The sequence below is a fragment of the Microcoleus sp. MON1_C5 genome, assembly GCF_036701875.1.
Lineage (GTDB): Bacteria > Cyanobacteriota > Cyanobacteriia > Cyanobacteriales > Microcoleaceae > Microcoleus.
Map to the genome: position 1 here is coordinate 29,081 of NZ_JAUBRN010000001.1, position 14,254 is coordinate 43,334.

Genomic DNA, 14,254 nt, shown 5'->3' on the forward strand with positions numbered 1-14,254 from the left:
ATTAGCAATTAGCCATTATGTCTATCTTTTTTCACGAGCAACTTTACCGCACTCCCGCAACTATGGCGCAGTTGAAAAAGTTGCCCGTAACCGTATGCGGCGCTGGCGCTTTGGGTGCGAATGTTACGGAAAATTTGGCGCGTTCTGGGTTTGAAAATTTAAAGGTTATCGAGCGCGATCGCATTGAGGAGCACAACTTATCCACTCAACCTTATTATCGCTCAGATGTCGGCGCATTCAAAGCAAAAATTCTCGCTAATAACCTGTACCGTGCTTTGGGGGTTAAAGTTGATGCACAGTCAAAAGAACTAACAGCGACGAATGCAGCTCAACTACTTGCCAACAGCGGACTAATAGTAGATACTTTTGATAATAGCGTAGGGCGGCAAGCGGTGAAAGATTGGTGTGCTAGCACATCAATACCCTGTCTCCACGTTGGTTTAGCTGCTGATTATGCGGAGGTAATTTGGAATCAGCACTATCGCGTTCCTTCACCTGCAAATGATGACATTTGCGATTATCCGCTAGCGAGAAACTTGGTGATGCTAACAGTAGCTGTTGCTTGTGAAGTTATTATTAATTTTGCCGCCGCTAAACAGCAGCAGAGTTTTACGGTAACGTTGGGCGACTTTGCAATTAAGCCGCTTATACTGTAAACTATGAAGTTAGTTACCTAATGTATTAACTGGCGATTTGCATTTTTTGCAAACTGAGGTTAATCGTCAAGCCAAATGTGCGATCGGCAGAGGATACTTGACAAACGGCGACTACAGACCGCACGCTAGTTAAAGGTTTGGCTGCCAGTCCCGGCGTTTGGCCTCCAGCACGGATGCGATCGCCACCCTCGGTAATTTGCTCCGCCGCCTTCGCCTGCTCAACCCTATAAGTTTTCCGGCGTTGCTGAACTATGGTATGATGAAGTTGTCCTCTGAGCGTCAAAAATAACACATATTTAAAAAAAAAATATTATGCAATGCCCTGAATGCAATTCAACTCATATCAATAAGAATGGTCACACAAAAGGCAAACAAAATTATATTTGTGTCCAAGGCAAAAGACAATTTATAGATGATTATAAACTTCACAGAGGATATCCAGAAGAAGTTAAACGTGAATGTCTAAAAATGTATGTTAATGGCATGGTTTTCGAGCAATTGAAAGAGTCAAGAATGTACATCATACTACAATCATTAATTGGGTAAAATAAGCCGAAAAACTCTTGCCAAATTTTTACGAACCAGAAACAAATCCCGAAGTGGGAGAATTAGATGAATTACAAACATTTGTGGGTTCAAAAAAAAACAAAACCTGGCGAGCGACGGCGGTAGACCATTTTAAGCCAGGTATTTTAGGATGGGTTTTAGGTGACCATAGCGCCAAAAGTTTTGACCCACTATGGGATCTTGTTAGTAAATGGAAATGCTACTTTTATGTAACAGATGGCTGGAAAGTTTACCCAAATTTTATTCCAGAAGGAGACCAGATTATCAGCAAAACCTATATGACTTGCAGTTGAAGGTAAAAATACAAGACTTAGACATTATTTGGCTCGGCTTACAAGAAAAACTCTTTGTTATTCTAAGTGTGAAAAAATGCTAGGATATTCAATTAAATTACTAATTCATTATCTAAAATTTGGAGATGTTCCAATTCCCCATCAAAATCCTGGAAATCATTTTCGACTCCCCTCCCGTATTTTTGCTCGTATCATACCCTAATTCAGCAACGCCCGGTTTTGTTGGACGCTATCCCCGTTGAATCAGGAAGCCAGCGCTGTACCGCCTAATCGGTCAGCGTCTGGTAGTTCACATAGCGTTCCTACATTAAGTGGTGAAAATCTAGAAACCGGTTTCTCAAAGAAACAGGTTTTTTGGCAATTATTAGGTTTGGCAAATCAGTGAGAACCGCTACATTATCTATCAGTGCGGGAACATTGGTGACAAGTTAAGACTTAATTGCATTTATCAATCAGTAATATTACTCAAAAAACTGCTTGTTTAGGAGTGGAAAATTCACGATTTGAGAGAAAGTAGGTATAAATATCATGGGAGCCATGATTCCTCGACCGCCCAAATCTCAGTTTTATGCCCAAAATCCGAGTAAATGTTGAGCATAATTGCTGATTGACAAATGCTTTCTTAGCTTAACCTGTTACCAATGGTGCGGGAACAATAATAGTTGTTTGACTGGGAGCATCCCCTACATTGTAAAAGAGCGAGATGTCGTTGTTTTGTAGGGTGCGTTGCCACAATCGCTCCATGCTGTGACTCTCGCGTCCCGACTTGTCGGAAGCACCCTACAGCTACAAAAACGGGATGCTCCCTTCTTCACTTGCTCGATCTATTTACAGTCCCGCACCCTACATTTGCTATATCGAGTTATGGTGCGTGACGATTGAAACCTTGTGGATCTGCTCGAATTTATTCGCAGTCACGCACCCTACATTTGCTTTAAAACAGGATAAAATTGTCATGATTAAAAAGGCCAAAAACACAAAAAAACTGCCGGCTAAACTCCGGGTAATTTCTCCGGCAAGTATGCAAATAATAGCAATTGAAAAACACTGCCAATTTTACCATTGCGAGCCGGAGATCCCAGAAGTCCCTTAACCTGTTAAAATAAAATTGCTTAAAGTGCAAATACTCTGTGTCGCAGCGCGTCATTGCCCACAAAAGCATTCGCCGGTCGCGATCGAAGCAGTTTCGCTTGCTTTCTTTGAGAGGATGCTTGACAGGATGCCCGTGCGAAAGTAGATTGAGGCACAGCAGATAGCATGATTTTTGACGGCAACCACACCCCTACTATTCGGCTCTCCCCACTGTCCCTCCTCCCTTAGCAAGATACATTGTTAGAGAACGAAATACACAAAAATTTACATCTATAATTTGTGTAGTGTTCCAAATCGCTCCTCACCAGCAGCGATACAGCCCTCGCCAAGACAGTAGGATAGAAAAAATATGTTTGAACGCTTTACAGAACAAGCCATTAAAGCAATCATGCTAGCCCAAGAGGAAGCGCGGCGCCTCGGTCACAATTTTGTAGGCACCGAGCAAATTCTTCTGGGACTCGTCGGCGAAGGCACTGGCATCGCTGCAAAAGTATTACTGGATATGGGCCTCAACTTGAAAGAGGCACGCAATGAAATCGAAAATATCATCGGTAGAGGTTCTGGGTTCCTCCCGCCGGAAATTCCTTTTACGCCCCGCGTCAAGCGGATTTTTGAGACGGCGCTTAACGAAGCGCGGCAGTTAGGGCACAATTACATCGGCACTGAGCATATCCTGCTGGGGCTGATTCAGGACGATGAAGGGGTGGCGGCGAAGGTGCTGCAAAACTTGGGGATCGATCGCCAGAGAGTCCGCACACAGGTAATTCGTGCCGTGGGAGAAGTCGCAGCGGTACCCGGAGGTAGGGGAGATAGCGGCGATCGCAAAACCCCGACTTTAGAAGAATTCGGCACAAACTTGACCAAGTTAGCCGCAGCCGGCAAACTCGACCCCGTAGTGGGCCGCGAAAATGAAATCGAGCGCGTGATCCAAGTGCTCGGTCGCCGCACGAAGAACAATCCTGTGTTAGTAGGCGAACCGGGAGTAGGCAAAACAGCCCTCGCCGAAGGCCTAGCCCAGCGGATTGTTAATAGAAACGTCCCGGAAATTTTAGAAGACAAACAAGTAATCAGCCTCGATATGGGTTCGCTGATTGCTGGTACAAAGTTCCGCGGCGAATTTGAGGAACGGCTAACGAAAATCATGGCCGAAATTCGCGCTGCCGGCAACATCATTCTGGTAATTGATGAAATTCACACCTTAGTCGGTGCAGGCGCAATTCAAGGCAGCATGGACGCCTCCAATATGCTCAAACCCGCCCTTGCTAGAGGCGAATTGCAGTGTGTCGGCGCCACTACCTTGGAGGAATATCGCAAGCACATCGAGCGCGACGCTGCCTTAGAACGCCGCTTCCAACCGATCAAAGTCGGTGAACCGAGCGTGGCTGAAACAATAGAAATATTGTACGGGTTGCGATCGGCTTACGAACAGCATCACAGACTGACAATTTCCGACGCAGCTTTAGAAGCAGCGGCTACACTGTCAGACAGGTACATTAACGATCGGTTTTTGCCAGACAAGGCGATCGACTTAATTGACGAAGCAGGTTCCCGCGTCCGCGTGATGAATTCACAAACCCCGCCCGAAGTTAAAGAACTCAAAAAGCAACTGCCTGCAGTAACAAAAGAAAAAGATGCAGCAGTGCGCGAGCAAGACTTCGACAAAGCTGGAAAATTGCGCGATCGCGAATTAGAAATTGAAGCCGAAATCGCCGAAGCTACGATCAATAAAAGTCAGCTCAAAACTTCTCCCATCGTCACCGAAGAAGACATCGCCCACATCGTGGCTAATTGGACGGGAGTACCAGTCAGCAAGCTGACAGAATCCGAATCGGAATTGCTGCTGCACATGGAAGACACCCTGCACCAGCGCTTGATCGGTCAAGAAGAAGCTGTCAGCGCAGTTTCTCGGGCTATCCGTCGCGCACGGGTAGGCTTGAAAAATCCCAATCGCCCGATCGCCAGTTTCATCTTTTCCGGCCCCACAGGCGTCGGCAAAACGGAACTTACAAAAGCATTGGCAACTTATTTCTTCGGTTCCGAAGAAGCCATGATTCGGTTAGATATGTCCGAATTCATGGAACGCCACACGGTTTCTAAACTCATCGGTTCGCCTCCCGGTTACGTCGGCTACGACGAAGGTGGCCAACTAACAGAAGCAGTCCGGCGCCGTCCTTACACGGTCATCTTGTTCGACGAAATCGAAAAAGCTCACCCGGATGTCTTCAACATGATGCTGCAAATCTTGGAAGACGGCCGCTTGACGGATGCTAAAGGTCGGACAGTTGACTTTAAGAATACACTGCTGATCATGACCTCCAACATCGGTTCGCGAGTGATTGAAAAAGGTGGCGGCGGTCTCGGTTTCGAGTTTGCTGAAAGTGCCGCAGACGGTCAGTACAACCGCGTTCGCAGCTTGGTAAACGAAGAACTGAAACAGGTTTTCCGTCCCGAATTTATCAACCGCTTGGATGAGATTATCGTCTTCCGCCAGTTGAACAGGGAAGAAGTCAAGCAGATTGCGGACATCATGTTGCAGCAAGTCTTCAGCCGCTTAACCGAACAGGGTATTACTTTGTCGGTGACGGACCGGTTCAAGGACTTGTTAGTTACAGAAGGCTACAATCCCAGCTACGGTGCTCGACCTTTGCGCCGCGCAATCATGCGGTTGTTGGAAGATGTACTGGCTGAGGAAATGCTCTCTGGGAAGCTGAAAGACGGCCAAAAGGCGATCGTTGATGTGGATGAAAACGGTCAGGTTAAGGTAGTGCCCGATGGTCCATCTGAGCCTAAATTGCCAGAATTCGCATTGAGCCATTAATGGGCTCTACAGACGGATAAATACTGTTGATGAAAAACCCGGTTTCTCTGAGAAACCGGGTTTTTCATTAAATACCAGTAAAAAAAAGCAACTTATCGATGAATCTAATCCCAGGATTGCAATTGCTCAACCCAATGCTGCACAAAAGCAGAAATGCGATCGCGCCGAGTTTCAAAAGTAGCCGCAATCCAGATAAATACAATCCCAAAAGCCAAACCAATAGCCCATTTAATCAGCGGATAATCGAATATCAGAACCACCAACTGATAGAAAACATTGATTAAAAATACAGCCGTTCCCACAAACAAAAACGCCCGAACTCGCAGTGCCAAACCCGCTGCAATCGCCACTAAACTAAAAGCTGCCGCAACTAAACCGTGGCTTTGCTGAGTCAAAAGAGGTATCCCGCAAATCAGCGCAGTTGCGAGCATTCGCAGAGTGTGGCGCAGCGGTTTTTGTGCTGGTAATTTGAGAGCGCGATCGAACTGAGCAACGTAAAGGAAAGAAAGCCCTAAAGGAGTAAAAACCCACTGCGGCTGAGTCAATCCCATTTGTCCAAACCACCTGAGCAATATCCAGTCAATTATCGCCACACTCACATAGGTAAAACGGACTTCCTGCCTTTCCCAAGCCAGGAAAACATAGAAGGCGCCAGCTATCAGCAAGCTAATCGGATAAAACTTAGCCGGACTTTCCAAAATAGTAACTATTGGAATCAGCGAAGCAATTACCTGCCAAGGTTTTTTTGACCAACCCCAGTTGTCCCAAGGCAAAATGTAAATGAAATAGGCTAATAGAGAAGCGAAGGCAACTTTCCAAGGCCCCAGCGGGCCGGAAATATACTTAACTAAAGGTGTATTGATCCAGTAAAGCCGGATGCCAAAGGCTTCTAGCCAGCCCAAGTAAATCCAAATTTCTGCCCATTGGCGATCGAGATTATTTCGCCCTTGCAAGAAAGCATATTGAACTAATAAAGCACCAGTGACTAATCCTAAACTTAAGCCAGATTTAATATCATAGGCAGAAGCCCAAATCAGGAGCAAACTGCTCAGAAGCCAGTGCAGGTGAGCAAAGATTTTTAGTTCAGCATTGGTTAAATGTAAATAATTACTGAGCCAAGGAGATAAAATTCGATAGATATATGTTAAAGTTGTGCCGAGAGTGGCCAGGACAATTAAGCCATCGCCAAAAGCTCCTCCTGGTGTTTGAAAAAGTTGATAGAGTAGCGATTCGTAAGCAGCAACGGACACGCCAATTAATCCTAAATAAACCAAAGGTTTGAATTCTGGCTCCCGCCTACCAATACCGATCGCAATTAAAGACGCCCCCAACACACTTAAACCAGTCCAATTCGTCAAAGTGTGCGATCGGAAAGTTAAACCCAATACCCCGTAAACCAAAGGTATAAAATGAATGCTAGGTAAAATTGTGGGATCGCGGTGGCGGCGCCGCCACACATCGCCCAATAATTGCGTAGACAACCCGAGAGCGATATTAGCAACTGCCAAATTAATCGTAGTGCGATCGACAAAACTTAAACCCACTGCTGTCAATAACTCCAAACTCCAAGCCACAGCATAAATTGCCAGAGGGGAAAGTTGGCGTAAATTTCGGAAAATAATCGCAGCCATTATCACCAAAATAGCAGCCAAAACTTCAGCAGAGGGCGGGAAACTCAAGGTACTGTCTGCGTAGAGTTCATAGGAATAAAAAGTAATAGTTGTTAACAGTAAGCCTGCCAGTAAGATTGCCCACCCATCTAAAGCTCGATCGTAAATTTCAGCTAATTGAGAAGGCTCAGGTAAATCCCTGGAAAAACGAACAATCATGCTGCGAAGCAACCACACACACAAAACAGCGATCGCCCCAGCAATTGCCCAATCCCAACCCGACACAAAACCTAATTCATAAATCACCGCAGCTACGAAACTCAAGCCAAATCCCACTCCAATTGCAGCCGCTGGCAGCTCAACTAAATAGTAAGTATTGACTAACATCAACACCAATGCCAAGCCCAAACCAATTAATCGATATCCCGGAAAAATAAAAATTAGAACTTGTGCAAGTATTAAAGCGATCGCACTAAAGGTACTGGCAACTTGTTTGTGAGGAACCTCAGTATATTTAGCAACAGCAGTCAAAGCCAAAGGAGTCGCCAGCCAGAGCAAACTCCACTGAGGGCGATGAGTGGCAGTACCCGCACTCAAATAATTTTGCAACAAGATAAAGCTGAATCCTGCTATTGCTAAGCCTAGATACCATGAACTTTGGAACCATGCAGGATGCCAGCGGAAAAACGCAGAACTTTCTCGGGCATTGGCCGCTTTCATCCAGACAAAAAATCCCCATTCAGCAGCCATGAAAATTAATAAAATTGCCGTCCAAATATTGGGTGTCTGGTTCGGGAAAACTAAGTCAATTGCCGAACCGATCGCGCCTAAACCCATAATATGAGTTAGGAGAACCAAAATTGCCGGCTTTCCCTCGTGTTCAACAGCAGAAGCCGGGATCGAAACTCGGCGGGAATTCTCGGCAATTACGTATTTCCAAGCGATCCAACCTAAAGTTAAAGTAGATACCAATAAATTGAGCGATCGCCAAAACGGATTAACAAAACTAATAACAGTTAAAACACTCCCCAAACCGAGAGCAAGGTTTTCGCCAAAACTGGCAAGTTTAAACTTTCGCTTGCGGTAGAGCCACTCGGCGGCACTTACTATTAAAATTAAATAAGGCAACAGCAGAACACCCCAAAAAGCCCAAGGAGTTTCCTGAGAGTTTGTAAGCTGAGTTAAAAATGCTACAACTTGTGTTTTAATCCCTAAAGGAAGCACTCGCCAAAACAGCCAAATACTCTGAAGTCCCACCGCCTCAAGCATTACCAAATCAAACTCTTGCCAAAACCGCACTAAACGGTTGTAAAAAAACCAAACAGCCAATCCGCTAACTGCGATCGCCTCTAGCGGAATTTGGCGAAAACAAACCAGCCATCCCAAACCCCACAAACCCCCTCCCGCTAATTGCCAGTTAAAAAAGTTGCTGGGATTTGGCTGACCGGATATATTGTTTTTAATAGTTCCAGATTGCCGGGGTTGCTGCCAATCTAGCCATGCTAAAAGCACGCCACAAATCGCCAAAGCTAAACCCATTTCAGCGATATTTACATCCTTGACAAATATCGCCCGACCCAGTAAAATTCCTAACGAATAAGCTACTAAAGCCGCTTTTTTGTAAGTCAGAAAATCTCGGCTCAAACTGAAAGCAGCGGCGAATCTTTCAGTATTTTCTCCGCGTTTGATAGATTGCAATCGTTGTTGCTGAACTTGATAAACTCTAGCAGCAGCAGTTCCCACTGTACCTAAATAAACCGCAGCCAGGGAAAAGCCGGCCAATGCCCACCCCCAGTGCAAATAACTCAATCCCAAGTGATTTAAGGCGATCGAGCGAGTGATGTTTTTTCCTGAAAAGCTTTGATATTGATCTTTTATAATCCGGGCTGTTATCCAAGTCAAAATAAGTGCCGCTGCGATTGCTACCGCCCAATCCCAAGGATACCGCCACAATCCAAAAGTATCCATTGCCCAAAAATTGATCGGCACTAGCAACAGTGTCACTTCTTGCAAAGTTTGAGCAGTCAAGTGCAAATTATGCTGTCTGTTTGCCCAACTGCTAATCGCCCAAAAAGTTAAAGTATAAGCTAACAAAACTCCATATTGTCCGGCGGCAGGAAATCTTTCCCACTGACTGGCAGCTAAGACTCCAGAGGAGACAACTACCATGAACACTCCTAAAAACAACAGCCACACCACGCTAATTTCTGCCATTAGCGACTGCAAAATTTGACCGATAAAATTAGGGGTTTGAGTAGTTTCTGTGGGCCTAGCAACCCTTTCTCTGCTGTTAGGTACTGCTTTTTGCGTTGATAAGGCAGGTACTTTTGGCTCCGCAATAGGAGCTCGCGGGTTCTCAATTTCAGAAAGGTCTACAGCGAGATCTCTGAGTGGGCAGACTAAATACTGTCGGCACAATTCCTCAACCTCAGCGGGCGAAAGTAAACCTAGCCCCAGCCACGCATCTAAACCTGTCAACAACTCAGGATGCGATGCTAAGACGCTCAATTCAATTTTGCTCGATCGATCTTTGGGAGACGACATTGGCTTAAACTTGTACTAAGTACCTTCAAGCTATAGCCTAGATTAATGTCGAGCGAACATAGCAACATTCCGCCATTGAAATTGGCACAATAAGTATTTATGACTAAATATCTGTTGCAGCCAGTGTCAACCGATAAAAAAATCCCGCTGATGGGCCTAAACCAGCGTACATCAGCGGTGAAAAACTTCAAATTAGGGCACCGTAGCGGTGTCCTTACCGATCGACATATTGCAGCAAAGTGTCTACACTAGCATTGTGGTCTATGAAAGAAAACAAATGTTTGAAGAGGAGTTTTCCATCTGCACCCAAAACAAACTGAGCAGGCAAAGGAGCACCTAAAGCCTGACCGACTTGATAAGCCCGAAATACTTTACAGCCTGGATCAGAAAGCAGAGGCATTTTCAAGCCTAAATCTCTAACCACAATTTGGCTTTGGCGATCGTCGGTACTGGCAACCATCAGTAATTCTATATTGCGATCGGCAAATTTTTCCCAGTTTTCATTCAAAGCTTTAATGTGAGGAAAACAGAAAGGGCAATATTGCTTTTCTGTAAAAATCCGCGTAAAAGCTAGAATTACCGGTTTATCGCCCCGATAATTCGACAGCCGCACCAATTTGTCATTATTAATATCCGGCAATTCAAAATCAGGCGTCATCTGTCCCAGCTTCAGAACATTACTCGCCGGAACAGGCAATAAATTTTGGAAAAACCGCTCATTTAACAAGCCGCTAAAATTAGTAGAAGTCAGCATATTTCCTAATTGGGTAATTGCTAATAGCTAATTGTTAATTAAAAATCCGGTTAAATGAATTCCCCTGCGGGTAGGGACACGGCAGTGTCGTGTCCCTACACCTATAATGTGCTTAAACTGAAGCAAAGAATACCTTAGACTTGACCGGATCGGGAGTCATAGTCTTGTCACCGGGCTGCCAGCCGGCGGGACAAACTTCATCGGGGTGAGACTGGACGTGTTGGATAGCTTGCAGAGTACGGAGAGTTTCATCCACGTTGCGGCCGAAGGCAAGATTGTTAATAGTAGAGTGTTGGATGATGCCTTCTTTGTCGATGATGAACAGACCTCTGAGGGCAACGCCTGCTTCTGGGTCGAGGACGTTGTAGTCTGAACTAATTGTTTTTTTGAGGTCAGCAACTAAGGGATAGTTGAGGTCGCCGACACCGCCTAATTTGCGGTCTGTTTGTATCCAAGCGAGGTGAGAGAATTCGCTGTCAACGGATACGCCGAGGATTTCGGTATCGATTTTCTTGAAGTCCTCGAAGCGATCGCTAAATGCTGTAATCTCAGTCGGGCACACAAAGGTGAAGTCCAAGGGGTAGAAGAACAGGACTACATACTTTTTGCCTTTATAGTCTGACAGTTTAACTGTCTTGAATTCCTGATCCACTACGGCTGTTGCTGCGAAATCGGGTGCAGCTTGACCAACCCGGAGGCATTCACTGGTCATAGATTTTGTTTCCTGTTTTACGAACTGTTACAAATATATCATACTCATAACGACTACAAGTATCTTCTCGCTCAATCAAAAAAAATACGCTCTCAAATTTGAGAGCGCAGTTTTTTTGATTAAATAATGGCTCAGGCGGGATTTGAACCTGCGACCTTGGGCTTATGAGTCCCCTGCGCTAACCACTGCGCCACTGAGCCAAATCTACTTCACGATTTACTATCGTAGCACGGTAGGGCTAGCTATGTCTTCTTTTCAAGCAACACTATTTCTAATGACTTACAGTAAAAGTTATGAGTTTTGGTAATCATTCAAAACCCATAACTTTCGACCAGTCGTTACCGAGAAGCGCTGGACGCATCGTCGGGCAGCAAAGCCATTGGATTGATAGCACCCTGTCCGGCGGGATGAATTTCAAAGTGCAAGTGCGGCCCGGTACTGAAGCCAGTGCTGCCCATTTCTGAAATTTGTTCCCCTTGAGCAACTCTCTGACCCTTTTGCACCAAAATTCGGCTGTTGTGGGCATAGACAGTCTCAGTGCCGTCAGGATGGGTAATTTCCACCAGATACCCGTAGCCGCCGTCGTTCCACTGAGCATAGGTAACCACCCCGTCTGATGCTGCCACAATTGGCGTGCCGATCGGCCCTGCAATATCAATTCCTTTGTGCATCCGTCCCCACCGCCAACCGTAGCCAGAAGTAAGAACGCCCTTAGATGGCCAAATAAACCCGCTAGCCGACTGTTGTTTGCCGTTAGGCAGATAAGTATCAGGGTTAGAAAGCGGAGGCAGTTCCGGAGAAACCATGCGTCCCAAAGACGGGTTGCTTAGGGGGTCGTAACCCTCAGAGCCCAAAGGAGCAGTTGCTACCATAGGCTGCTGCTGAGCAGAGGTCGGCGTCAGGTTTATCGGTTGCATTTCGGCTGCGCGAGCGGGGTCTAAACGCTCTTGCTGCTGCTTCTGAACCTGCTCAGACCACGCTCTTGATGGCGGTCTGCTGATTTCATTCTGCACCGCCTCAGTATAGTCGGGGGTGTAGAGATATGGATTGACACTTGGCATATCCTCAGACGGGTTGACCGAGGGCCCGTCAGTTGGAGTCAGGGACACCGCATTGGCGCCGATCGAATTGCGCGAGGCGCGATATTCCTCTCGCAGCCTGACCACTTCTGCCCTCAAGCGTTCGGAATAAGGGTTGAGAGCTTCTGCGGTAGGGAGAGCCTCCGAATTCGACTCTGGTAAAGCGCTAGTTGGATCGGCATTTGAAGCCGGGGCGCTAGTATTTGCCACGAAGCTGATCGGCTGCGGGTATTCTCCCGTAGCTATGGCGGTAGCAGTTGCACTGGCTGGCCCAGGCAGGGCACTGGTGTCAACTGCACCTGTAAATGTTGGTTCGCCTTGAAGAGCCAGCTTCCCGGGATCGCGAATCGTTTGGGAAACTTGAGTGAGCGGAATGCTGTTAATTTGAGGAACCATCGGCGCTGAAATATTGTTCAGACCTTCCAGGTTCTCCAGGGGAGAGACAACAGGCACTGTGGGAGCGGGTGCTGCAACGCCAGCACCGGCTATTTCCGAAGTAGACGAGCTGGGGTTCAAAGATGCGGGAACCGAAGTCGCCGACCAGACAGATGTAGAGTTGGATGCAGAATAAGAGGCTGCCGCCTCCACCCCTGGATTTTTAAACCCAACTTGGGGAATTTTGAGCCGTTGATTGACATTCAGCAAGTTGGGGTTGCCGAGCTTGTTGACGGAGATCAGATCTTTGGGCGATACGCCGTGACCTTTGGCGATCGCATCTAGGGTATCTCCCGGACGCACGCTGTAGAGAGCCTCAGCCGGCGCGGCGGTACTTCCCGCAGGGGGGACTACCACAGCCGAGGGCAAACTGGGTGTTGCCAAAGACTGTTCAATTGACTCGAATGCTCGATCGGGCGATGCTGCTTGACCTCCCCCGGAATTGGGAATTACAGGTGTGGCATCGAGGTCAGGAATAGTTGTCCCAGTTGCATATCCGGGGGAGGTCAGCGTCGGTGCTGACTCGGGCAAAAATGCCGCAGGTGTAGATAAATTTGCTCCCCCCTCCGACCCGAACATAGTTCGACCCGATTCTGTGGTGCGGTTTTCCTGTTTTTTCAAACTGTCGATCGCCCCGTCTGCATTCGGGATGTCGATCGAACTTTGTTCCGGTACCGTCGTGGCCAGCGGGGTCGCTGCGGTTGATGGCAGCGCTGTCATGGCTGCACTATCCAATGGCTCGGAGCCAGTCAGATTTAACTCTTGTTCGGGATTGACCGTCGCTGCGCGATCTAGCGAAGCCGATGTGCTATAGCCGGCGTTCTGTTGTGGTGTGGCTTCCGTCGCAGTCGGAATTCTGAGCTGTTGGCCAACTTGGAGTAGAGTCTCGGGTTTGATGTCGTTGGCAGTTGCTAGTGCCAACGGTTCAACTTCATAATCCCGAGAAAGCTCCCAAAGGCTTTGCCCCTCCTGCACCTTAACCGTCGCGGGTTCAGAAGGTGATCCGGGCTGTTCGGCCCTGGAACCGTCAACTTGTGCCGACGTAGCGGGCCCGTTGGCCGATACTGGCTGTACTTCAGCGGTGGATTCGGATGTCGGTGCGAGTTCAGACGCGCGAGCGCTGTCTCCATTTCTCGGTAGCAGGATGCCAGAAGCACCTACCGATATTGCCAGCCCGATCGTGGCGAGAGAGCGAACTCTGCCTGTGCTGAGCGTTGTCTGTTTGGATGGTTCCGCAGAACCGTCTCTGTCGATTTCACTAGCCTGAACAGGCTTAATTTGGGGATATGTTCGTTTCAAAAAAACGACCTCCTACTGAGAAGCGCTAACTGTCCTTGGAAACACTCAAGGGGATCGCATGACGCTGAGTTTAAATCAACAAGCAAAAGTATTCTGATTGTTGACAGCTACCATGCTTAGGCCAGATTACCTTGCTTTTTAAATTTAGACAAGCTCAAACCGTCAGAAATTTTAAAATTCTCGGTCAAACCTGCTGCAATTAACCCCAAAAGCCTTACACCGCAATAGCTGGAACGAATATATAAAATCTTCGTTCCTGTAAGGCTCTGAACTCTTACCTATTATCCGACTTTATGCTAATTTCCGGACAGGCAACAACCGTATATTTACTAGATATAGTGTTCAGACCTAAGCTGGCGCTCGCTCACGCCCTAAACCGCTAAAATTCTTTATTT

Annotated in this window: 7 protein-coding genes, 1 tRNA gene and 1 pseudogene; 3 read left to right on the plus strand and 6 right to left on the minus strand. The window is 46.9% G+C overall.

Annotated features, from left to right (window positions below; all coding sequences use genetic code 11):
- Positions 1-17: 17 nt before the first annotated feature.
- The gene (locus QUA71_RS00165) at positions 18-656 is read left to right on the plus strand and encodes a ThiF family adenylyltransferase (protein ID WP_333280726.1); all 639 of its coding nucleotides are present in this window, start codon (positions 18-20) and stop codon (positions 654-656) included.
- A gap of 25 nt (positions 657-681) precedes the next feature.
- On the opposite strand, the gene QUA71_RS00170 is transcribed toward QUA71_RS00165, so the two are convergent.
- Positions 682-939, minus strand: coding sequence for a hypothetical protein (locus tag QUA71_RS00170; RefSeq protein WP_333280729.1), 258 nt, complete (start codon positions 937-939; stop codon positions 682-684).
- Between the two features lie 29 nt (positions 940-968).
- Between QUA71_RS00170 and QUA71_RS00175 the strand changes: the two are divergent.
- Positions 969-1,718 (plus strand): annotated as a pseudogene (locus QUA71_RS00175) (IS1 family transposase).
- Between the two features lie 1,239 nt (positions 1,719-2,957).
- Positions 2,958-5,426, plus strand: coding sequence for an ATP-dependent Clp protease ATP-binding subunit (locus tag QUA71_RS00180; protein ID WP_190662089.1), 2,469 nt, complete (start codon positions 2,958-2,960; stop codon positions 5,424-5,426).
- A gap of 104 nt (positions 5,427-5,530) precedes the next feature.
- Here QUA71_RS00180 and QUA71_RS00185 read toward each other — a convergent pair whose 3' ends face one another.
- The 5 genes from QUA71_RS00185 to QUA71_RS00205 all read right to left on the minus strand — a co-directional run bounded on the left by QUA71_RS00185 (position 5,531) and on the right by QUA71_RS00205 (position 13,859).
- Entirely contained in the window at positions 5,531-9,580 is a 4,050-nt protein-coding gene (locus QUA71_RS00185; RefSeq protein WP_333280733.1) for a hypothetical protein, read from the minus strand.
- 214 nt (positions 9,581-9,794) lie between these two features.
- Positions 9,795-10,334 carry a redoxin domain-containing protein gene (locus QUA71_RS00190; protein ID WP_333280736.1) on the minus strand — a complete coding sequence of 180 codons (540 nt, stop codon included), beginning with the start codon at positions 10,332-10,334 and terminating at the stop codon, positions 9,795-9,797.
- Between the two features lie 112 nt (positions 10,335-10,446).
- On the minus strand, positions 10,447-11,046 hold the full coding sequence (locus tag QUA71_RS00195; RefSeq protein WP_333280739.1) for a peroxiredoxin: 600 nt from the start codon (positions 11,044-11,046) through the stop codon (positions 10,447-10,449).
- 127 nt (positions 11,047-11,173) lie between these two features.
- A tRNA-Met gene (locus QUA71_RS00200) sits at positions 11,174-11,246 on the minus strand.
- Positions 11,247-11,384: 138 nt separating this feature from the next.
- Positions 11,385-13,859 (minus strand): peptidoglycan DD-metalloendopeptidase family protein, encoded by a 2,475-nt coding sequence (locus QUA71_RS00205; RefSeq protein WP_333280742.1) that lies wholly within the window; start codon positions 13,857-13,859, stop codon positions 11,385-11,387.
- Positions 13,860-14,254: the final 395 nt, after the last annotated feature.

Bases quoted from the DNA above. Each gene is read 5' to 3' on its own strand.
- QUA71_RS00190 (WP_333280736.1), bottom strand. From the start codon at position 10,334: ATGCTGACTTCTACTAATTTTAGCGGCTTGTTAAATGAGCGGTTTTTC.
- QUA71_RS00195 (WP_333280739.1), bottom strand. From the start codon at position 11,046: ATGACCAGTGAATGCCTCCGGGTTGGTCAAGCTGCACCCGATTTCGCA.
- QUA71_RS00180 (WP_190662089.1), top strand. From the start codon at position 2,958: ATGTTTGAACGCTTTACAGAACAAGCCATTAAAGCAATCATGCTAGCC.
- QUA71_RS00165 (WP_333280726.1), top strand. From the start codon at position 18: ATGTCTATCTTTTTTCACGAGCAACTTTACCGCACTCCCGCAACTATG.
- QUA71_RS00185 (WP_333280733.1), bottom strand. From the start codon at position 9,580: ATGTCGTCTCCCAAAGATCGATCGAGCAAAATTGAATTGAGCGTCTTA.